The 19,876-nt window shown below is 62.6% G+C and carries 16 protein-coding genes; 6 read left to right on the forward strand and 10 right to left on the reverse strand.

What is annotated here, in order from left to right; genetic code table 11:
- Entirely contained in the window at positions 1 to 1,179 is a 1,179-nt protein-coding gene (locus tag ACI2KK_RS02310) for a VWA domain-containing protein (protein ID WP_404667718.1), read from the forward strand.
- Positions 1,180 to 1,342: 163 nt separating this feature from the next.
- On the opposite strand, the gene ACI2KK_RS02315 is transcribed toward ACI2KK_RS02310, so the two are convergent.
- From ACI2KK_RS02315 to ACI2KK_RS02325, 3 genes are read right to left on the reverse strand one after another with little or no spacing between them, the layout of a single operon-like run.
- Positions 1,343 to 1,864, reverse strand: a complete 522-nt coding sequence (locus ACI2KK_RS02315) for a DUF2937 family protein (RefSeq protein WP_369987664.1) — start codon at positions 1,862 to 1,864, stop codon at positions 1,343 to 1,345.
- A complete protein-coding gene (locus ACI2KK_RS02320) occupies positions 1,865 to 2,647 on the reverse strand; it encodes a class II glutamine amidotransferase (protein WP_404667719.1) in 783 nt (260 codons plus the stop codon).
- A gap of 15 nt (positions 2,648 to 2,662) precedes the next feature.
- Entirely contained in the window at positions 2,663 to 3,172 is a 510-nt protein-coding gene (locus ACI2KK_RS02325) for an MFS transporter (protein ID WP_404667720.1), read from the reverse strand.
- 212 nt (positions 3,173 to 3,384) lie between these two features.
- Here ACI2KK_RS02325 and ACI2KK_RS02330 point away from each other — a divergent pair, with 212 nt between their 5' ends.
- Complete coding sequence (locus tag ACI2KK_RS02330; protein WP_404667721.1) at positions 3,385 to 5,421, forward strand: S9 family peptidase; 2,037 nt, start codon at positions 3,385 to 3,387, stop codon at positions 5,419 to 5,421.
- A 265-nt stretch (positions 5,422 to 5,686) separates the two neighbouring features.
- On the forward strand, positions 5,687 to 6,151 hold the full coding sequence (locus tag ACI2KK_RS02335; protein ID WP_404667722.1) for a cyclic nucleotide-binding domain-containing protein: 465 nt from the start codon (positions 5,687 to 5,689) through the stop codon (positions 6,149 to 6,151).
- Between the two features lie 100 nt (positions 6,152 to 6,251).
- Here the strand turns inward: ACI2KK_RS02335 and ACI2KK_RS02340 are convergent, their stop codons facing one another.
- Positions 6,252 to 6,533: a hypothetical protein gene (locus ACI2KK_RS02340; protein WP_404667723.1), complete on the reverse strand. Its 282-nt coding sequence runs from the start codon at positions 6,531 to 6,533 to the stop codon at positions 6,252 to 6,254.
- Positions 6,534 to 6,667: 134 nt separating this feature from the next.
- Here ACI2KK_RS02340 and ACI2KK_RS02345 point away from each other — a divergent pair, with 134 nt between their 5' ends.
- A complete protein-coding gene (locus ACI2KK_RS02345; protein WP_404667724.1) occupies positions 6,668 to 7,030 on the forward strand; it encodes a YajD family HNH nuclease in 363 nt (120 codons plus the stop codon).
- Between the two features lie 166 nt (positions 7,031 to 7,196).
- On the opposite strand, the gene ACI2KK_RS02350 is transcribed toward ACI2KK_RS02345, so the two are convergent.
- Positions 7,197 to 11,678 carry a beta strand repeat-containing protein gene (locus ACI2KK_RS02350; RefSeq protein WP_404667725.1) on the reverse strand — a complete coding sequence of 1,494 codons (4,482 nt, stop codon included), beginning with the start codon at positions 11,676 to 11,678 and terminating at the stop codon, positions 7,197 to 7,199.
- 261 nt (positions 11,679 to 11,939) lie between these two features.
- On the opposite strand from ACI2KK_RS02350, the gene ACI2KK_RS02355 reads away from it, so the two are divergent.
- A complete protein-coding gene (locus tag ACI2KK_RS02355) occupies positions 11,940 to 12,410 on the forward strand; it encodes an RNA methyltransferase (RefSeq protein WP_167059483.1) in 471 nt (156 codons plus the stop codon).
- 122 nt (positions 12,411 to 12,532) lie between these two features.
- Here the strand turns inward: ACI2KK_RS02355 and ACI2KK_RS02360 are convergent, their stop codons facing one another.
- The 5 genes from ACI2KK_RS02360 to ACI2KK_RS02380 all read right to left on the reverse strand — a co-directional run bounded on the left by ACI2KK_RS02360 (position 12,533) and on the right by ACI2KK_RS02380 (position 18,635).
- Positions 12,533 to 14,023, reverse strand: a complete 1,491-nt coding sequence (locus tag ACI2KK_RS02360) for an aldehyde dehydrogenase (RefSeq protein ID WP_404667726.1) — start codon at positions 14,021 to 14,023, stop codon at positions 12,533 to 12,535.
- A gap of 13 nt (positions 14,024 to 14,036) precedes the next feature.
- Positions 14,037 to 14,930: a dihydrodipicolinate synthase family protein gene (locus ACI2KK_RS02365; RefSeq protein ID WP_404667727.1), complete on the reverse strand. Its 894-nt coding sequence runs from the start codon at positions 14,928 to 14,930 to the stop codon at positions 14,037 to 14,039.
- Positions 14,931 to 15,001: 71 nt separating this feature from the next.
- Positions 15,002 to 16,330, reverse strand: a complete 1,329-nt coding sequence (locus ACI2KK_RS02370) for an MFS transporter (protein WP_404667728.1) — start codon at positions 16,328 to 16,330, stop codon at positions 15,002 to 15,004.
- Between the two features lie 186 nt (positions 16,331 to 16,516).
- Positions 16,517 to 17,836 carry an NAD(P)/FAD-dependent oxidoreductase gene (locus ACI2KK_RS02375; RefSeq protein ID WP_404667729.1) on the reverse strand — a complete coding sequence of 440 codons (1,320 nt, stop codon included), beginning with the start codon at positions 17,834 to 17,836 and terminating at the stop codon, positions 16,517 to 16,519.
- Between the two features lie 76 nt (positions 17,837 to 17,912).
- Positions 17,913 to 18,635, reverse strand: a complete 723-nt coding sequence (locus tag ACI2KK_RS02380; protein WP_404667730.1) for a GntR family transcriptional regulator — start codon at positions 18,633 to 18,635, stop codon at positions 17,913 to 17,915.
- 418 nt (positions 18,636 to 19,053) lie between these two features.
- Here ACI2KK_RS02380 and ACI2KK_RS02385 point away from each other — a divergent pair, with 418 nt between their 5' ends.
- The gene (locus ACI2KK_RS02385) at positions 19,054 to 19,746 is read left to right on the forward strand and encodes a GntR family transcriptional regulator (RefSeq protein ID WP_404667731.1); all 693 of its coding nucleotides are present in this window, start codon (positions 19,054 to 19,056) and stop codon (positions 19,744 to 19,746) included.
- The last annotated feature ends 130 nt before the right edge of the window (positions 19,747 to 19,876 follow it).

A 19,876-nucleotide genomic window follows, 5' to 3' on the forward strand; every position in this document is an offset into this window, starting at 1 on the left:
ATGCTGCTCAACCTGTTCAATGAAATGCGCGCGGCCAAGGTGCCGGTGTCGGTGCGCGAGCTGCTCGACCTGCACCACGCCCTGCAAAAGCGCGTGGTGTTTGCCGACATGGACGAGTTCTACTACCTCGCCCGCGCCATCCTGGTGAAGGACGAACGCCACTTCGACAAGTTCGACCGGGCTTTTGCCGCCTACTTCAAGGGCCTTGAAAACCTCGACCGGCATATCGAGGCGCTGATCCCCGACGAATGGCTGCGCAAGGAGTTCGAACGCTCGCTGAGCGACGAGGAACGCGCGCAGATCCAATCCCTGGGCGGGCTGGACAAACTCATCGAAGAGTTCAAAAAGCGCCTCGAAGAGCAAAAGGAACGCCACGCCGGCGGCAACAAGTGGATCGGCACCGGCGGCACCAGCCCGTTCGGCTCCGGCGGTTTCAACCCCGAGGGGATCCGCGTGGGCGAGGCCGGCAAGCGCCAGGGCAAGGCGGTGAAGGTGTGGGACCAGCGCGAGTACAAGAACCTCGACGACCAGGTCGAACTGGGCACGCGCAACATCAAGCTGGCCCTGCGCCGGCTGCGCAAGTTCGCCCGCGAAGGCGCAGCCGAAGAGCTGGACATCGACGGCACCATCGACCACACCGCGCGTGACGCAGGTTTGCTGAACATCCAGATGCGCCCCGAGCGGCGCAATACGGTGAAGCTGCTGTTGCTGTTCGACATCGGCGGCTCGATGGACGCCCACGTGAAGGTGTGCGAAGAGCTGTTCTCGGCCTGCAAGACCGAGTTCAAGCACCTGGAGTACTACTACTTCCACAACTTCATCTATGAGTCGGTGTGGAAGAACAACCTGCGCCGCACCTCGGAGCGGTACTCCACCTTCGACTTGCTGCACAAGTACGGCGATGACTACAAGGTGGTGTTCGTCGGCGACGCGGCCATGGCGCCCTACGAGATCACCCAGCCGGGCGGCAGCGTCGAGCACTGGAACGAAGAAGCCGGCTATGTGTGGATGCAGCGCTTCATGGAGAAATTCAAAAAGATCATCTGGATCAACCCGTACCCCAGGCAAACCTGGGATTACACAGCCTCCACCCACCTGGTGCGGGACTTGATCGAGGACCGGATGTTCCCGCTGACCTTGCAGGGGTTGGAGGACGGCATGAGGTATCTGTCCAAGTAGTCAGGCCGGTGCACCACTCGCCTTGGTAGGAGCGGCCTTGTGTCGCGAAAGGGCTGCGCAGCGGCCCCGACCGTCTTGCATGATGCAAAGAATCTGGGGCCGCTGCGCGACCCTTTCGCGACACAAGGCCGCTCCTACACAGGCCGCGTTGCATCCGATACTTTTAGCGCCAGCTCTCTTTGACGGCCTTGCGCCGCCCGCCCAGCACCACCCAGCCAATCACCAGCAACAGGCTTTCGACCACGAACGCCAGCACAAAGCCGGCACCCACGCCCCAACCAATCGCCTCGGGCACCAGCAGCACCTGGTAGCTGTAGCCCTTTAGCGTCTCTTCACGCAGCGCCGGCTCCGGCTGCACCAGCACATGCCAGGTGCGACCAAACCACGAGCCTTGCAGCGCCTGCCACTCGTGCTCCAGCAGCTGGTTGCGGATCAGCAGGCTGTCGATGCTGTTGGCATCGCTGTTGAACACCGGGTCGTCACTGCTGCGGTAATGCCGCACCAGCGCCTGCAGGTCGCCGTTGAAGAAGCGCTGGGCGGTCTGCTTGAAGCCATCGAGCGCCTGGCGCGACTCGAGCAAATGCGCCTCGACCCGCTGGCTGTAGTCATTGACCAGCCCAGGCACCTGAATACCAGCCAGCAGGCCGAAGGTGAACAACAGCAACCGCAGGTAACTTCTGAACATTCAGCGTCCTTGGCTTTGCCCGTGGGCGACGCACTCGCCATGGCGCCACAGCGCCCATTGGCCGGGCTCGTAGCGGTTCCAGGTCTCGTTTTCGGTCAACGCCTCGGTGGCGATCACCGTGACCACGTCGTTGGGGGTTGTTTGCGTGTGAAAGTCGACGATCAGGTCGACATCCTTGAGCCGTGCGGCGCCAAACGGCGCGCGGCGGGTAATGTGCACCAGCTTGGTCGAGCAGAAGCAGAACAGCCAGTCGCCGTCGCTGAGCAGGCAGTTGAACACGCCCTTGCCGCGGTATTCGGCGCAGGCCTCGACCAGCACCGGCAGCAGTTGCTCGGCCTCCACAGGCTCGGGGAAGGCTTCACGAATGCGGTTGAGCAAGTCGCAGAAGGCCGCTTCGCTGTCGGTGTCGCCAATCGGCCGGTAGAAGGTACGCAGGCCGCTGAACTGGCCCAGCTGGCCGTTGTGCGCAAAGCACCAGTTGCGGCCCCACAGCTCGCGCACGAACGGGTGGGTGTTGGACAGGCAGACCTTGCCGACGTTGGCCTGGCGGATATGGCCGATGACCACTTCGCTCTTGATCGGGTAGCGTTGCACCAGGTTGGCCACCTCCGACTCGCTGCTCGCCGCCGGGTCCTGGAACAGGCGCAGGCCGCGCCCTTCGTAGAAGCCGATGCCCCAGCCGTCACGGTGCGGGCCGGTGCGGCCACCGCGCTGCATCAGGCCGGTGAAGCTGAAGACGATGTCGGTGGGGACGTTGGCGCTCATGCCCAGCAGTTCGCACATGTTCGCGGCTCCTGGTTACAGACGGGGTTCGACCCGGCCCTGGCCGGGGCCGCTGCGGCGTACCGGCTCGGCAGCAGGTTCTTCGCGGTAGCGGTCCTGCCGCGCGGCGGCCACCGGGGCGTCGACCATCACTTCGTCGTCTTCCTGGGTCTGGCGCTTGGCGGCGGCTTCACGCAGTGCGCGGCGCTCGCGGGCGCGTTTTTCCAGCGGCCAGCGAATCAGCACGAAGACAATGTAAAGGGCGAAGGCGAACATGCCGTACATGGCAAGGTCGGAGGCGGCGCGCCAGGCGTTGTTGCCCACCTTGAAAGCAACGTCCAGCGCGGTGATGGCGATGGCCGGGGCGAAGCTTTCCTTGACCGGGTCGACGATGGTCGGGCTGAGCAACAGCACGGCGACGATCACCCGCAGCGGCTCGCGCAGCCAGCGCCACATCCAGCCGGTGAACTTGAAAGCCACCAGCAGGCAACCCAGGGCGGCGACGGCGTATAGGCCCCAGGCCAACAGATAGTCGTGTTCGGTCATGGTGTTCGTGCAAGCCAGGCAAAGAGACGCCTATGATAAACACTTTTACCGGCGCAGGCGCCCCCTATACCCGTTCAGGACCGCGCCGGCCCCATTCGCGGGCAAGCCCGCTCCCACAGGATTGCACAGGCCTCGATAGCACTGACCCCCTGTAGGAGCGGGCTTGCCCGCGATGAGGCCGGCACAGGCTGCCCCCAATCATGAGACAGCGAATGCCCATCAAGCCCCCCATCGCCCACCAGGCCCCCGGCAACGACCCCTACGCCTGGCTGCAACAACGCGACACCCCCGAAGTACTGGCCTACCTGGAACAGGAAAACGCCTACCAGCAAGCCTGCCTGGCCGACCAGGCGCCCTTGCGCGAACAGCTGTTCGAAGAGATCAAGGGCCGCATCCTCGAAACCGACCTGTCGCTGCCCTCGCCCTGGGGCCCGTACCTCTACTACACCCGCACCACCGCCGGCGACGAATACCCGCGCCACTACCGCTGCCCGCGCCCGGCCGACGACAGCAACAGCGTCGACCAAAGCCGCGAAGAGCTGCTGCTCGACCCTAACGCCCTGGCCAACGGCGGCTTCCTGTCGCTGGGCGCGTTCAACATAAGCCCCGACCACCGCCTGCTGGCCTACAGCCTCGACACCAGCGGCGACGAGGTCTACACCCTGTACGTAAAAGATTTGGCCAGCGGCGCCCTGACCACCCTGCCCTTCGACGACTGCGACGGCAGCATGACCTGGGCCAACGACAACCAGACGCTGTTTTTTGCCGAACTGGACGACACCCACCGCCCCTGGCGCCTGCGCCGCCACACCCTCGGCGAAACCGGCGCCAGCACCGTGTTCGAAGAGCCCGACGGGCGCTTCTTCCTGCACTGCTACCGGGCAAGCTCCGAGCGCCAATTGGTGCTGCTGCTCAACAGCAAGACCACCAGCGAAGCCTGGGTGCTCGACGCCGCCACCCCGCAGGCCGCCTTTGCCTGCCTGGCACCACGGGTCGAAGGCCATGAATACTTCCCCGACCACGGCCAGCTCGACGGCCAGTGGCACTGGTTCATCCGCAGCAACCAGCAAGGCATCAACTTCGCCCTGTACCACGCCCCCGCCAGTGCGATACCGACCCGCGACGACTGGCAGGTGCTGGTGGCGCACCGCGATGATGTGATGCTCGAGGGCCTGAGCCTGAACGCCTCGGCACTGACCCTGAGCCTGCGCGAAGGCGGCCTGCCGATCATCGAGGTACGCCCCGAGGGCCTGGCGCCTTACCGGGTCGAACTGCCCGACGCCGCCTACAGCCTGTACGTACAGGACAGCCTGGAGTTCGCCAGCACGCGCATCCGCCTGCGCTATGAGGCGCTCAACCGCCCGGCCCAGGTGCGCCAGCTGGACCTGGCCACGGGCGCGCAGCAGGTGCTCAAGCAAACCCCGGTGCTCGGCGCCTTCGATGCCGACGACTACGTCAGCGAGCGTCTTTGGGCACAGGCCAAGGACGGCACCCGGGTGCCGATCAGCCTGGTGCGCCGCCGCAGCGACCTGGGCAAGCGCGTACCGCTTTATCTGTACGGCTACGGCGCCTACGGCGAGAGCCTCGACCCATGGTTCTCCCACGCCCGCCTGAGCCTGCTGGAGCGCGGCGTGGCCTTTGCCATCGCGCATGTGCGCGGCGGCGGCGAGCTGGGCGAAGCCTGGTACCGGGCCGGCAAGCAGGAGCACAAGCACAACAGCTTCGACGACTTCATCGCCTGCGCCGAGCATTTGATCGAAAGCGGCGTTACCGACAGCCAACACCTGGCCATCAGCGGCGGCAGCGCTGGCGGCCTGCTGATGGGCGCGGTACTCAACCTGCGCCCCGAGCTGTTCCGTTGCGCCATCGCCGAGGTGCCGTTCGTCGATGTGCTCAACACCATGCTCGACCCCGAGCTGCCGCTGACCGTCACCGAGTACGACGAATGGGGCAACCCCGAGGAGCCCGAGGTGTACGCGCGGATCAAGGCCTACGCCCCGTACGAGAACGTCAAGGCCCAGCCCTACCCGGCCATGCTGGTGATCGCCGGCTACAACGACAGCCGCGTGCAGTACTGGGAAGCAGCCAAGTGGGTGGCGCGCCTGCGCACCCTTAAGACCGACAACCACCTGTTGCTGCTCAAGACCGAGATGGGCGCCGGCCACGGCGGCATGAGCGGGCGCTACCAGGGGCTGCGCGACGTGGCACTGGAGTACGCGTTCGTCTTCAATGAGCTGGGCGTTGTGTAAAACGGGTTTTTCGTTGTCATAGGCTTCGGTCACCCGAGCTGAGGTGACGCAGTCCCTGTGGGAGCGGGCTTGCCCGCGAAGCAGACGCCGCTGTGGATGGCACGGGCTTCGCCCGTGTTCGCGGGTAAACCCGCTCCCACAGGGATTGCATGAGCTTCACTGTAGGAGCCGGCTTGCCGGCGATGAGGCCGGTTCAGGCAGCACAAGCCAGTTGCTGCCACAGGGGCCCTGCAGTGCCTCCCAGACATTCGAAGAAGAACAACCCATGCCAGAAGAACTGCACCTGCACGCCGAAATCCGCGACATGCTCATGGATTGCGGCCTGTTCGACACCCTCCAGCCCGGCGACTTTCTCACCGCCGCCGGCTATTTCAGCCTGAGCACCATCGACGAAGGCCAAACCATCTTCAGCGAAGGCGATGCCGGTACCTTCATGTGCATCCTGCACCACGGCGTGGTGTCGGTACGCAAGACCGACGGCCATGGCGCGCAAGGCGAAGTCGCCACCCTGCGCAGCGGCCGGGCGTTCGGTGAAATGGCCGTGCTTGACGGCGAGCGGCGCTCGGCTACGTGCGTGGCGGCCAGCCAGTGCCAGTTGCTGACCCTGGGCAAGGACTCGCTGGACAAGATGCTCAACGAAGCGCCGCGCATAGCCGCGCGGATCATCCGCGCGCTGGCGGTGACGCTGTCGAAGCGCTTGCGCATGCAAGATGGCCAACGCCTGGCGTAAAGCCTGACACTCCCACTGTAGGAGCCGGCTTGCCGGCGATCACCGGCGCAGCCGGTGCCATCCATAACCTTCACCGGCCCTATCGCCGGCAAGCCGGCTCCTACAGGGGCGCTCGCTCGGGTTGCTTGGCCGGCTCCGGCTGCAACCCCGGCAACGGCTGGTCCTTCGGCGGCCCGGGCACGGGCATCGGCGGCAACAGCGGTGCCCCTGGCTGGCCGGCGCCGGCCTTGGGCGGCGTGCTGGGGGTGATCTGCGGGTAAGGCGTGGGCGTGGGTGTACCCGGGGCACCGGGCGCGGGGGTGAGCGGCCGGACCTGCTGGCCGGCGGCCTGGGCCATGGGCACAGCCGCCAGCAGCAACGCGGCGAGGATTGCAGGCAACATCGGCAGCCTCCTGTCGGGAACCTGGTTACAGGCTATGCCGACTCCGGCGTTTTCGCCTGTCCGTCCACGCCACTGGCGCGCTAGACTCAAGGGCATAACCGTCATTCAAGCCTGATAATCAAAAAGGTAACACCATGAGCTCCCCCTCCGCCGCCACCGCCCGCCTCGACCGCATCCTCGCCGACGCCAAGCGCGACAAGGAAATGGGTTACCGCGACAAGGCGCTGAAAATGTACCCCCACGTGTGCGGCCGCTGCGCCCGCGAGTTCTCCGGCAAGCGCCTGTCGGAGCTGACCGTGCACCACCGTGACCACAACCACGACAACAACCCCCAGGACGGCTCCAACTGGGAGCTGCTGTGCCTGTACTGCCACGACAACGAACACTCGCGCTACACCGACCAGCAGTATTTCTCGGAATCATCCCTGAGCTCGCCCAAAGCCGCGGTCGCAACCCATAATCCATTCGCAGCGCTCGCTGAACTGATGAAGAAGTGAGCACAAAAAGAAACGTCGAGTATTGAAGTCTTCAATACTCTTTGGCGTTGCCAAGCCACGGCTGTGCGAGAGACAACCATCGGACACTTACAAAAAAACCGGCAAACGCAAGTTTGCCGGTTTTTAAGTGCGGGCCGCTTGCTCGGCAGCCATCGGTCGGGGTGGGTTACAACAATCCGATAAAGTCCTCTTTGCTCAAGTCGGAAATACCGACCAGCTGGATGGAAAACTCTGCATCGGCATCCTTGTCAGTGCTGCCATGCAGCATGACGTAGTCATTTCCGTTGTCATCCTTCAAGGTTTCCCACCACAGCTGCTTGGCAGCTTTGCCGAGCAATCCGTCGTTGTTCTGGTCTAGCCAGGTGAAACCCTTGAGTGCCGAAAAGTCGATCTTGTCACCGTCGGCTCTGCTGAAGTCTTCAATGACATCCTGGGTGCCTTTGGCGGCAAGCCCCAGATCGATGAGCGAAGCGAACTTGAAGATGTCTTTGCCCGCACCGCCTGTCATGTGGTCGGTTCCGGCACCGCCAATCAGGATGTCGTCACCATCGCCACCGTACAACGTGTCATTACCAGCACCGCCGTTGAGGATGTTGTCGGCGGCGTTACCGGTGAGGATATTGTTCGCTGCGTTGCCGGCCAGGTTCAGTTTGGTGCTGCCTGTCTGGCTGGCGTCAAGATGCTCCAGGTTGGCAGCCAGGGTCAGGGTAGTGGCTTTCTCAAGGTTTGCTTCACCGCGCAATTGCAGGGTGTCGTTAGCACCTTCGTCTTTGCCGGCTTTCTCGATGATGCTGTCTTCGAGAGCGACGCTGTAGCTACCGGGTTTACCCTTGGTGACCAGGTCAACCACGTAGGTATCGTCGCCCTTGCCGCCGATCAGCTTGTCCACGCCCCTGCCACCGTCAAGAATGTTGCGGCCATCGTTACCCGAGAGGGTATTGGCCAGCTCATTGCCAGTGGCGTTGAGGTCGAGACCGCCAGTCAGGGTGACGTTTTCGACGTTGGCGTAGCCTGCAAGCTCTATGTCGAGCGTGTTGCTGACAAGGGTATCGATGCCCTCATTGGCAAGTTCTTCCACCACGTCACCGGCGTTATGCAACACGTAGGTATCGTTGCCCTTGCCGCCGCGCAAGGTGTCAAAACCGCTGCTGTTGAGGCCACCGTCGAGGGTGTTGTTGCCATCGTTGCCGATCAGGATGTTGGCTTGAGCATTACCAGTAGCGTTGAGGGCGGCCTTGCCGCTCAGGGTGACGTTTTCCACGTTGGCAAACTTGGCAAGCGCCAGGTCGATGCTCAACAACGACGTTTCGACGGTGTCGTTGCCTTCACCTTCGTTTTCAGTGATCACATCGTCCTTGTGCTTGAGCACGTAGGTGTCATCCCCCAGCCCCCCGGCCATCACGGTGCCCGAGCTGTTGGCGGACAGCCGGTTATCGGCCTCGTTACCAAGCAACTGGAACAGGCCCGCACCGGTCAGGTTGATGTTCTCGACGTGGGTATCTGCAAGGTCGATGACGGTTCGTTCGCCCTTGGCGGCAGTACTTTTGAAAACAACCTGCAAGGTGTCGTTACCTTCGCCGGCGTTTTCGACAACACGGGCCAGGTCGCTCTGGGTATTGATGACATAGGTGTCATCGCCAGCGAGGCCGGCCAGCTCGGCTGCACCGCCTTTGCCATCAAGGGTGTTGGCCCCGGCATTACCGGTCAGGGACTTGGCGTTCTTGTGGCCAACCAGGTTGAGGGCGATATCACCGGTGCCACTGGCGTCGAGGTGCTCCAGGTTGGCAGCCAGGGTCACCACACTGGTTTTGGCCGTTTTCAGGTCATCCTTGAGCTGAGCCAGCACATCGCCTTCAACACGCAGTTTCAGGGTGTCATCACCGCCATTGACGTTTTCGGTGACTGTATCTTCCAGCACCAAGGTCGCGGACGCGCCTTTGCCTTTGACGATCAGGTCAACGGTGTAGGCGTCATCGCCTGCGCCGCCGATCAACTTGTCCACCCCCTTGCCGCCGTCGAGCTTGTTCGCGCCCTCGTTACCGATCAGGGTATTGGCCAGATCACTGCCAGTGGCGTTGAGGTCGAGACCGCCAGTCAGGGTGACGTTTTCGACGTTGGCGTAGCCTGCAAGCTCTATGTCGAGCGTGTTGCTGACAAGGGTATCGATGCCCTCATTGGCAAGTTCTTCCACCACGTCACCGGCGTTATGCAACACGTAGGTATCGTTGCCCTTGCCGCCGCGCAAGGTGTCAAAACCGCTGCTGTTGAGGCCACCGTCGAGGGTGTTGTTGCCATCGTTGCCGATCAGGATGTTGGCTTGAGCATTACCGGTAGCGTTGAGGGCGGCCTTGCCGCTCAGGGTGACGTTTTCCACGTTGGCAAACTTGGCAAGCGTCAGGTCGATGCTCAACAACGACGTTTCGACGGTGTCGTTGCCTTCACCTTCGTTTTCAGTGATCACATCGTCCTTGTGCTTGAGCACGTAGGTGTCATCCCCCAGCCCCCCGGCCATCACGGTGCCCGAGCTGTTGGCGGACAGCCGGTTATCGGCCTCGTTACCAAGCAACTGGAACAGGCCCGCACCGGTCAGGTTGATGTTCTCGACGTGGGTATCTGCAAGGTCGATGACGGTTCGTTCGCCCTTGGCGGCAGTACTTTTGAAAACGACCTGCAAGGTGTCGTTACCTTCGCCGGCGTTTTCGACAACACGGGCCAGGTCGCTCTGGGTATTGATGACATAGGTGTCATCGCCAGCGAGGCCGGCCAGCTCGGCTGCTCCGCCTTTGCCATCAAGGGTGTTGGCCCCGGCATTACCGGTCAGGGACTTGGCGTTCTTGTGGCCAACCAGGTTGAGGGCGATATCACCGGTGCCACTGGCGTCGAGGTGCTCCAGGTTGGCAGCCAGGGTCACCACACTGGTTTTGGCCGTTTTCAGGTCATCCTTGAGCTGAGCCAGCACATCGCCTTCAACACGCAGTTTCAGGGTGTCATCACCGCCATTGACGTTTTCGGTGACTGTATCTTCCAGCACCAAGGTCGCGGACGCGCCTTTACCTTTGACGATCAGGTCAACGGTGTAGGCGTCATCGCCTGCGCCGCCGATCAGCTTGTCCGCGCCCTTGCCGCCATCAAGGATGTCATTGCCTGCGCCGCCACTGAGGGTGTTGCTGGCATCGTTGCCAAAGATGACATTGTCCAGGTCGTTACCCGTGCCATTGATGGCCTGGTCACCCACAAGGGTGAGGTGTTCCAGATTTTCACCAAGCGTCCAGCTGACTGATGACTCAACGGAGTCGATGCCTTCATCGGCTAACTCGATGATCTGGTCGCGGGCGTTCTCGACAACGTAGGAATCATTGCCAGTACCGCCGACAAGGGTGTCGGCACCCGCACCACCGTCGAGGTAATCATCACCTGCTCCGCCATTGAGGATGTTGCCAGCATCGTTGCCGGTGATGATGTTATCCAGCCCGTTACCGGTACCGTTGATGGCGTTTTCGCCAGTCAGGGTGAGGTTTTCGAGGTTGTCGCCAAGCGTCCAGGTGACTGAGGCATAGACTGCATCGGTGCCTTCGTCGGCATTTTCGCTGACCTGGTCGTTGACGTTGTCGACAACGTAGGTGTCATTGCCTGCGCCGCCCTTGATGATATCGGCGCCTACCCCGCCATCGAGGTAGTCATCGCCGTTGCCACCGTCAAGGGTGTCATCGCCTGCACCGCCGATGAGGATATTGGCGGCATCATTGCCGATAATGACGTTGTCCTGCGCGTTACCCGTGCCGTTGATGGCGTTGTTGCCGGTAAGCGTGAGGTTTTCCAGATTGTCGCCAAGGGCCCAGGTGATCGAGGACTCGACGCGATCGGTGCCTTCGCCGGCATTTTCGATGATCTGCTCGTTGGCACCGTTGACTACATAGGTGTCGTTGCCCGCGCCGCCGACAAGGATGTTGTCACCCGCCCCGCCGTTGAGGTAGTCATCGCCTGCGCCGCCATAGAGTTTGTCATTGCCTACGCCGCCTTTGAGGAAGTCATTGCCTTCGCCGCCGTCCAGGATGTCATTACCATAGAGGCCGTCGCCGCTGTAGAGTTTGTCATCCCCTGCACCGCCGTAGATGATGTCATCACCTTCGTCGCCCCACATGCTGTCATTGCCTTCGCCGCCGTACAGGGTGTCATTGCCTACACCGCCCTGGATAACGTCATCGCCTTCGTCGCCGTAGACGATGTCATCGCCCGCACCGCCTTGCAGGGAGTCATTGCCCAAGCCGCCGTAGAGTGTGTCGTTGCCATCCCGGCCGTCTAGAGAATCACCGAACGCACCACTGATGAGCGTGTCATTGCCTGCCCCCCCATAGACCGCACCTAGCGTATCGCCGTCCCAGGTGATGGTGTTGCCAGTCTCATCGCCATAGATGTAGGTGTTACCCGCCCTGACCATGGTGGAAATGCTGGCGTCGGCGAATGAGATCTTGAGGCCGCCGCTGGCTGTGTAGGTATTGGTCGGGTTGTTTATTTCACGAATGAGGATGTCGCTGCCGACCTTGCTGAAACTGTAATCCTTCAAATTTCCTGGGATATTGGTGGTTATGCTCATAGTCCATTTCCTTGCATTCCAAGCGTTTCCCAGAGCGTTTTTGGCGATGACCATGCGCAAAAACAACGGACGTTTTGACAAAAGAGTCGACAGACGTGCCCTGGCATATTGTGTGGTGTATCTATCAGAAAAGGCCGACGCCATCAATAAGCCACCACCCGTGGAATGCAGTGGCAATCCACGCCGCCGCTTGGCTTCACCTGCGTGCCGACAATAGCCTGCTACCACGACGCGCGGCCGAAGAAGGACTGACGGTCGCCCCCGGGGTCGGCAAGCCCGTATAATCGCGCTCTTTTTTGCGAAGGGCCCCGACTCGTGGCGAACAAACGGTACAGCTGCATCGGCCTGTTCAACCCCAAATCTGCCGAAAACGTAGGCTCGGTGATGCGGGCGGCGGGCTGCTATGGGGTCAATTCGGTGTTCTACACCGGCAAGCGCTACGAGCGTGCCCGTGACTTCGTCACCGACACCAAGCGCGTGCACTACGACATCCCGCTGATCGGCATCGACGATTTGCAGCGCATCATCCCGCTGGGTTGCACGCCGGTGGCGGTAGAACTGGTGGACGGCGCGCGGCCGCTGCCTGAATACACCCACCCGGACCGGGCGATCTATATCTTCGGGCCAGAGGATGGCTCGCTGAGCGAAGAGGTGCGGGGGTGGTGCGAAGAGACCATCTACATCCCGACCCAGGGCTGCATGAACCTGGCCGCGACGGTGAATGTGGTGCTGTATGACCGCATGGCCAAGGGGCTCAATACCCGCTCGGGGCCGAAGTTCAAGTAGCAGGCCGGTATTTGACCCCTTGTAGGAGCCGGCTTGCCGGCGATGAGGCCGGCCCAGGCAGCGTGGTTGCCTGGCCGGACGCCATCGCCGGCAAGCCGGCTTCTACAGGGAATCAGCCCGGATTACGAGGCGTTGATCCAGATGGTCTTGAGCTCGGTGTACTGGTCGTGGGCCCAGATCGACTTGTCACGCCCACCAAAGCCAGACTCCTTGTAACCACCGAACGGTGTCGAGACATCGCCCTCGCCGAAGCAGTTGACCGTCACCACACCGGCACGGATCTCACGCGACAAACGCAGCGCATTGCGCAGGCTGCCGGTGTAGGCCGAAGCCGCCAGGCCGTAGACGGTGTCGTTGGCCAGTTCAATGGCCTCGTCGATGGTCTCGAACGTGGTCACGCTCAGGATCGGCCCGAAGATCTCCTCGACGAACAGCTTGTTGTCGCGGGTAACGCCATCGACGATGGTCGGCTGCACGCGCAGGCCTTCTTCGGTCTGGCCGCCCTGCACCACGTTGAGCTTGTGCTCGGCGGCGTAGTCCAGGTACGACTTGACCTTCTCGAAGTGCGACTTGCTGACCATCGCGCCCAGGCGGTTGTCCGGGTCCATCGGGTCGCCCAGTTTCCAGTCCTTGAGGTGCTTGGCCATCAGGCTCAGCAGCTCGTCCTTCACATCCTTGTGCACGATCAGGCGCGAGGACGCCGAGCAGTTCTCGCCCATGTTCCAGAACGCACCGGCGGTGACGAACTCGGCGACTTCGTTCAGGTCTTCACAGTCGTTCATGACCACGGCCGGGTTCTTGCCACCCAGCTCCAGGACGATGCGCTTGAGGTTGGACTCGGCAGCGTACTTGAGGAACAGGCGGCCAGTGTCGGTGGAGCCGGTGAAGCTGACCATCGGGATGTCCATGTGGCGGCCGATGGCCTCGCCCACTTCACGGCCACCGCCAGGCACCAGGTTGAACACGCCTGGCGGAATGCCGGCCTGGTGCGCCAGCTCCACCACGCGCAGGGCGCTGAGGGTGGTTTCCTTGGCCGGCTTGACCACGATCGAGCAACCGGCGGCCAGCGACGGGGCGATCTTCCAGGCCAGCATCAGCAGCGGGAAGTTCCACGGCAGCACCAGGCCGACCACGCCGATGGCTTCACGCACCACCATGGTCACGGCAGCATTGCCGGTCGGGGCGGTAGCGTCGTAGATCTTGTCGATCAGCTCGGCGTGCCAGCGAATGGTGTGGATGGTTTCCGGCACATCGACGTTCTGGCACTCGCTGACCGGCTTGCCGCTGTCCAGCGCTTCCAGCACCGCCAGTTCGTGGGCGTTGTCTTCGAGCAGTTGGGCGAACTTCTGCAGCACGTGCTTGCGGTCGTTCGGCTGCATCTTCGACCAGGTGCCTTCTTCGAACACGCGCTTGGCGGCAGCCACGGCAACGTTGACGTCGTTGACATCACAGGCGGCAACTTCAGCGAGCTTTTCGCCGGTCGCCGGGTTGGTGGTGACGAAGGTCTTGCCCGAAATGGCATCGCGGAATTCACCGTCGATGAACGCCTTGGTGCGCAGTTGCAGGTCGGCGGCGATGGCCGCGTATTGTTCCTTGCTCAGCAAATCAGCCATGTCTGCAGGCTCCTTATTTGATCTGTGCGATGGTGGCCTTGAGTTCGCTGACCACGCGCTTGAGTTCTTCTTTCTCGCCAGCGTCGAGGTCGTACAGCGGCTTGCGCACGCCACCGGTTTTCAGGCCGTTGAGGGCCACGCCGTTCTTGATCGCCTGGACGAACTTGCCACCTTCGAGGAAGTCCATCAGCGGCATCATCGCGGCCATGATCTTGCGGCCCTTGTCGAAGTTCTTCTCCAGCACGCAGGCCTCATACAGGGCTACGTGTTCGCGCGGGATGAAGTTGGAACCGGCGCACACCCAGCTCTGCGCGCCCCAGGCGAAGAATTCCAGGGCCTGGTCGTCCCAGCCACAGGACAGCTGGATGTTCGGGCGCTTGATGGCCAGGCGGTGCAGCTGGGCCATGTCACCGGAACTCTCCTTGATGGCGACGATGTTCTTCACGTCGGCCACGGCGTCGAAGAACTCCTCGCCCATGCTCACGCTCATGCGGCCTGGGTAGTTGTAGAGCATGATCGGCAGGCCTGCGGCAGCATCCACGGCTTTGACGTGCAGGGCGATTTCCTGCTGGGTTGGCAGGGCGTACGGCGGGGTGCCCACCAGCAGCGCGTCGGCCTTGATTTCCTTGGCGTGGCTGGCGAAGGCCACGGCGTCTTCGGTGCGGATGCCACCGGTGCCGACGATCAGCGGCAGGCGGCCGTTCAGCACGTCCTTGGCCTGGGCGGCCAGTTCGATGCGCTCCTGGGTGGTGTGGGCGTAGTACTCGCCGGTGGAGCCACCGATGATCACACCGTGGATCTTCGATTCCACCAGGTACTCGAGCACCTCGGCGAAGGCCGCCTTGTCGATCGAGCCGTCAGCGGCCAGGGGGGTGATTGCCGGGGTGTAGATGCCTTCGAATTTCATGGGGATCTCCGTTGTTTCTTGTGCAGTTGTTCGTTTTCGGAACTTGCCGGGGCCACCCCGGCAAGGGTGGCTCAATTCAGCGAAGCAGCTTGTTGCAGGTTCAGCGAGCGGGTTTCCGGCGCCAGGGCAATGGAGAACGCCAAACCGACGAATGTCACCACCGCCGCGGCGTACATGGTGGCGCCAATGCCGTAGCTATCCAGCGCCATGGGCACAAGCCAAGTGCCCACCGCCGCGCCGATACGCGACATCGAGGTGCCCACACCCACCGCGCAGGCGCGGATTTCGGTGGGGAACAGTTCGTTGGGGTAGACCAGTTGCAGCACCTGGGCGCCGCCGATGAACAGCGCGTAGGCGCCGAACAGCACCAGGATGAGCATCTCGGCGCCATTGCTGAACGCGCCCAAACCCAGCAGGGCCAGGCCCGACCAGAAGAAGCTGTGCAGCAGCGTGGTGCGCCGCCCAAGGGTGTTCAAAAGGCGGGTGCCGATGATGCAGCCGACCACGAACAGGAAGGTGATCGCCACCGAGCCGATGGAGGCCCAGTCGCCCTTGAGGTTGAGCGCGCCCAATACTTTCGGTGCGAAGGCGTAGACGGCGAACACCGGGATCACCGAGCAGGTCCAGAACATGGTGACGAACAGCATGCGCTTGCCGTAGCCGGCGTGCAGCAGGCTCAAGAACGACAGCTTGCGGGTCTTGGGCTCTTCGGGCAGGTTGCGCAGCGAGAACTGCTCGCCGTACACCGCCTTGATCACCTGCTCGGCCTCTTGGCTACGGCCCTTGCTGAGCAGCCAGCGCGGCGACTCCGGGGTGCCCAGGCGAATGATGAACAGAATCGCACCGATTACCGCAGCGCTGGCCAGCACCAGGCGCCAGGCATCGTCACCGCCATGGCGCAGCAGCGCCTCGCCCACCACGTAGGCCGTGGCGGCGCCGGCAAACCACAGCACGGTCAGGGTGGCCAGGCGCGGGCCGCGGTTCTTCTTGGGCAGGAATTCCACCAGCAGCGAGGTGGCCACCGGGTACTCGATGCCCACGGCAATGCCGATGACAAAGCGCAACAGGAACAGCGCCAGCGCCGACTCCACCCACAGCTGGGCCAAGGAGGCGAGGATGAACAGGGTCGGGCCCACGAAGAACACGCGCTTGCGGCCGAAGCGGTCGGTCAGCCAACCGCCGAAAAAGCCGCCGAAGAAAATCCCGATCAGTGCCGAGGCTGCGATCATGCCCTGCCAGAAGCTGCTCAGGGACAGGCCTGCGGCCATCTGCACCATGGCCACGCCGATGATGCTCAGTACATAACCGTCGACAAACGAGCCACCGCCCGAACGGATAGTCAGAAATTGGTGAAAGCGGTTAAGCGGAACATCTTCGATCGATACAGGGGTGGTTGTCATTGTTTTCTCCAGCCAACATCAAACGCAGCCTGTTTTCAGGGCGAACGAACCCGCGATGCCGAAATAGACTTTCAGCCCCGTGAAGTTCGAAGTTGCCCTTCGAACAGAAACAGCACGCAATAGAACGCTTGCGCCGGGTCATCAATACCCAGCCGATACTTCCTTACCTTTACTGCCTTGCTTTAATTAACTTTCTTTGCCGGCGCGGAACTGGCCCCATTTCAAGTTGAAGTTCAAACCCAGTGAGGTCAGCGCTGCCGGCGGGTTGGCGCACGGCCCCGGCGAATTCAGCACAAAGTCGATCAGCTCGTTCTTTTCACCGGCCAGCCAGTCGGCCAGCAACTTGCCGGTGGCGGTACCGCGGGTCACCCCCAGGCCGTTGCAGCACAAGGCGCCGTAGACGTTCGGCGCCAACTGCCCGAAATACCCCAGGTGGTTACGCGACATCGCCAGCGCCCCGCCCCAGGTGTATTCGAACGGCATGCCCGAGAGCATCGGGAAGCGCCGCTCGAACGAGTCGCGGTGGCGTGGGGCAAAGCGCTCCAGGTATTTGCTCTGGGCGCGCCCGTCGGGGTTGAAGCTGAAACTGTTGCGCACCAGCAGGCGGTTGTCCGGGGTGCGCCGCACCGTGGTGCCGAACGGGTCGGCCGGAATCAGCCCCCAGTAAGGCTTGCCGCCCAGGCGCGCCTGCTCCTCGGTGGTCATCGGCCGGGTCAGGCTGGCGTAGGTGAACACCGGCAGCATGCGGCCCTTGAGAAAGCCAAAGCTCATGCCGAAGGCGTTGGTGGTGAGCAGCAGCTTGTCGGCGGTGATCGAGCCGTTGGCGTGCTTGAGCACGGTCTTGGCGCCGTACTCCACCTCAGTGATCGGGGTGTTCTCGTACAGGCTGACGTTGGTTGGCAGGCTGTCGGCCAGGCCCTTGACCAGCGCCGCAGGCTGGATCAACGAGGTGCCGGGGGTGAACAGGGCCTTGCGGTAGAAGTGCGTGCCGATGTGCTCGGGCAGCTCGTTCTGCTCGATCATCTGCCAGGGCTGGCCGAGCTTGTCGAGGCCGCGGCGGTAGGCGTCGAGCACGGCGATGCCGCGTGGCTCCACGGCGGCCTGGTACTTGCCGCAGTGCTTCATCTGGCAGTCGATGGCGTAGCGCTCGACCAGCTGCTTGAGCAAGTTCTGGCCGCTCAGGTTGAGCTTGAGCACGGTCTTGGCGATGCCGATATCGCCGATGTAGTCGTCGGCGCCAATATCGTGGGGCAAGTCGATGGCAAAGCCCGCGTTGCGACCTGACGAGCCGAAGCCCACTTCCTGGGCTTCGAGCAATACGATCTGCTCGTCCGGGAAGTGCTCGGCCAGCTGGCGTGCGGCAGCCAGGCCGGTAAAGCCGGCGCCGACCACCACCCAGCGGGCGTGGCTATGGCCGCTGTGCGCAGGTTGGATGCGCCGGCCTTTGCTCAGGTGGTACCAGCCGCAGGTACTGTCATCGGCGGGCAACGAGGTGATCTTCGTCATTTCAGGAACCAGATATTGTTGTTAGGTCTGTTCCTCACCTGCCCCTTGCAGCAAGGGGCGGTGGAGAGCGTCGGTGCTACAGGTTCAAAGCCACATCCATGCCTTGCGGCGCTGCGTACTCGGCCATGCGCCGGCGCGACAGTTCCATGTGTTCACGTACCAGGCGCCCGGCGGTTTCCGGGTCGCGGCGTTCGATCGCCTCGATCATCTGGTCGTGTTGCAGGCAGGCCAGCTCAAGGTCGGCCTGCATGTCGCTGGTGGTCGGGTGACGGTAGAAGATGGTGCCCAGGCGGGTGTGGTCGATCAGCACCCGGCGCAGGCTCGGCATCAGGTACTCGTTGTGCGCCATCTTGCCGATTTCCAGGTGGAAGGCGTCGTTGTAGATCACCCGGTTTTCCACGTCGCGCTCGACGATGGCCTGGCGGAATTGCTCCTGAATCGCCTTCAGCACCTTGATCTCGGCAGCCGTGGCGTAGGTTGCCGCCAGTTGCGTGGTGGCCACGTAGAGCAGCGGCGCGGCCAGGAAGAAGCTGTGCAGCGAGTCGTGGTTCATCGCCGCCACCCGGGGCGCGCGGTTGGTTTCCAGCTCGATGTAGCCTTCGGCGGCGATCTGGCGCAGCAGCTCGCGCACTGGTGGCCGCGACAGGCCGAACTCTTCGCAAAGCGCCAGTTCGTCAACCACTGCGCCCGGTGCCAGCTCCATGCTCAGGATGCGCCGGCGCAACGCGTCGGCGAGCACGCCCTTGCGGTCGAGCGGCACATCGCCGGTCAGTGGGTGGACATCAGCAGTGGCTTTCATGGCGGCCTTTTTAGTTGTCATTGGCTTGTGTCTACTGTTTGTATAATGACTATAGGTGAGCGTTAGACAATGTGTCTACAGCTTTTTCGATGAGCGGTTTCAGCCGGGCAGAAGCCCTTTGTGAGACTGCGGCTATTTCACCACATACAGCGGCGACCGTGCCCGCGACCATGGAACGATATCGGTAAAGCGACGCTTATCCGCTGACGACAGGCTCGTGTCCAAATGCGACGGTTTTGCGTACTACAATCAGACAAGTTCAGCGGCGCAAAGCCATGTATCTGTTGGGTCGCTGGGTATTCTGGCTGAATTTTTTAGGTATACACAAAGAATACAACCTGATTGACCACCCTCCGATCCCGTGCCAACCTGCTTCGCAACAGCCATCACTCCGACTGCCAGCGCAACGGGGGTCTTCATGAGAAGCGGCAAGAACGACCTGTACGAAGACTTGAAGCACCAGATCCTGACCATGGAGCTGGACCCCGACCAGTTGCTCGACGAACTGGGCCTGAGCGCGCGTTATGGCCTGTCGCGTACCCCGGTGCGTGAAGTGTTCCGCCGCCTGGCCGGTGAAGGCTACCTGGACATCCAGGAACACCGCGGCGCCCGGGTGGCGCCGATGAACCACTCGACGCTGCGCAACTTCTTTTTGGTGGCGCCGATGGTCTACGCCGCCATCGGCCGCCTGGCGGTGCACAACTACAAGCCCGGCCAGTTGCGCGAGCTGTGTGCCACGCAAGAGCGCTTTCGCCGCGCCAGCACCGAGCACGACGCCCGCGCCCTGGTGGTGGAGAACAACCGCTTTCACGAAATCATGGGCCAGATGTCCGGCAACCCCTACCTCGAACCGAGCCTGGGGCGCCTGCTGATCGACCATGCGCGCATCGGCAACACGTTTTTCCGCCCGCGCAACAGCGAGATGGAACGCGACCTGGCCTTGGCCGTGGCGCACCACGACAGCTTCATCGAAGCCTTCGGCCGCCACGACGAAGGCGCGGTGGTCGACCTGGTGTTCGAACACTGGGAACTGTCGCGCTGCAACATGCAGCTGTACATCGCCCCCCAGGGGTTGGTGGACGACCTGGCCGCCAGCATCAAGGGCGGTTGATGGCCCCCGGGCAGTGCCCGGTGCAATACCGATTGAGTAGTACGCAACCCTGACGGGCTGTTTTGCCCGGCTGAGGATTCGCGCAGGTGAAATTCGACAACGACAACAACAAAGGGCCGCTAACGCCCGT

The organism is Pseudomonas sp. NPDC089406 (genome assembly GCF_044900265.1).
Taxonomy (GTDB): Bacteria; Pseudomonadota; Gammaproteobacteria; order Pseudomonadales; family Pseudomonadaceae; genus Aquipseudomonas; species Aquipseudomonas fakonensis.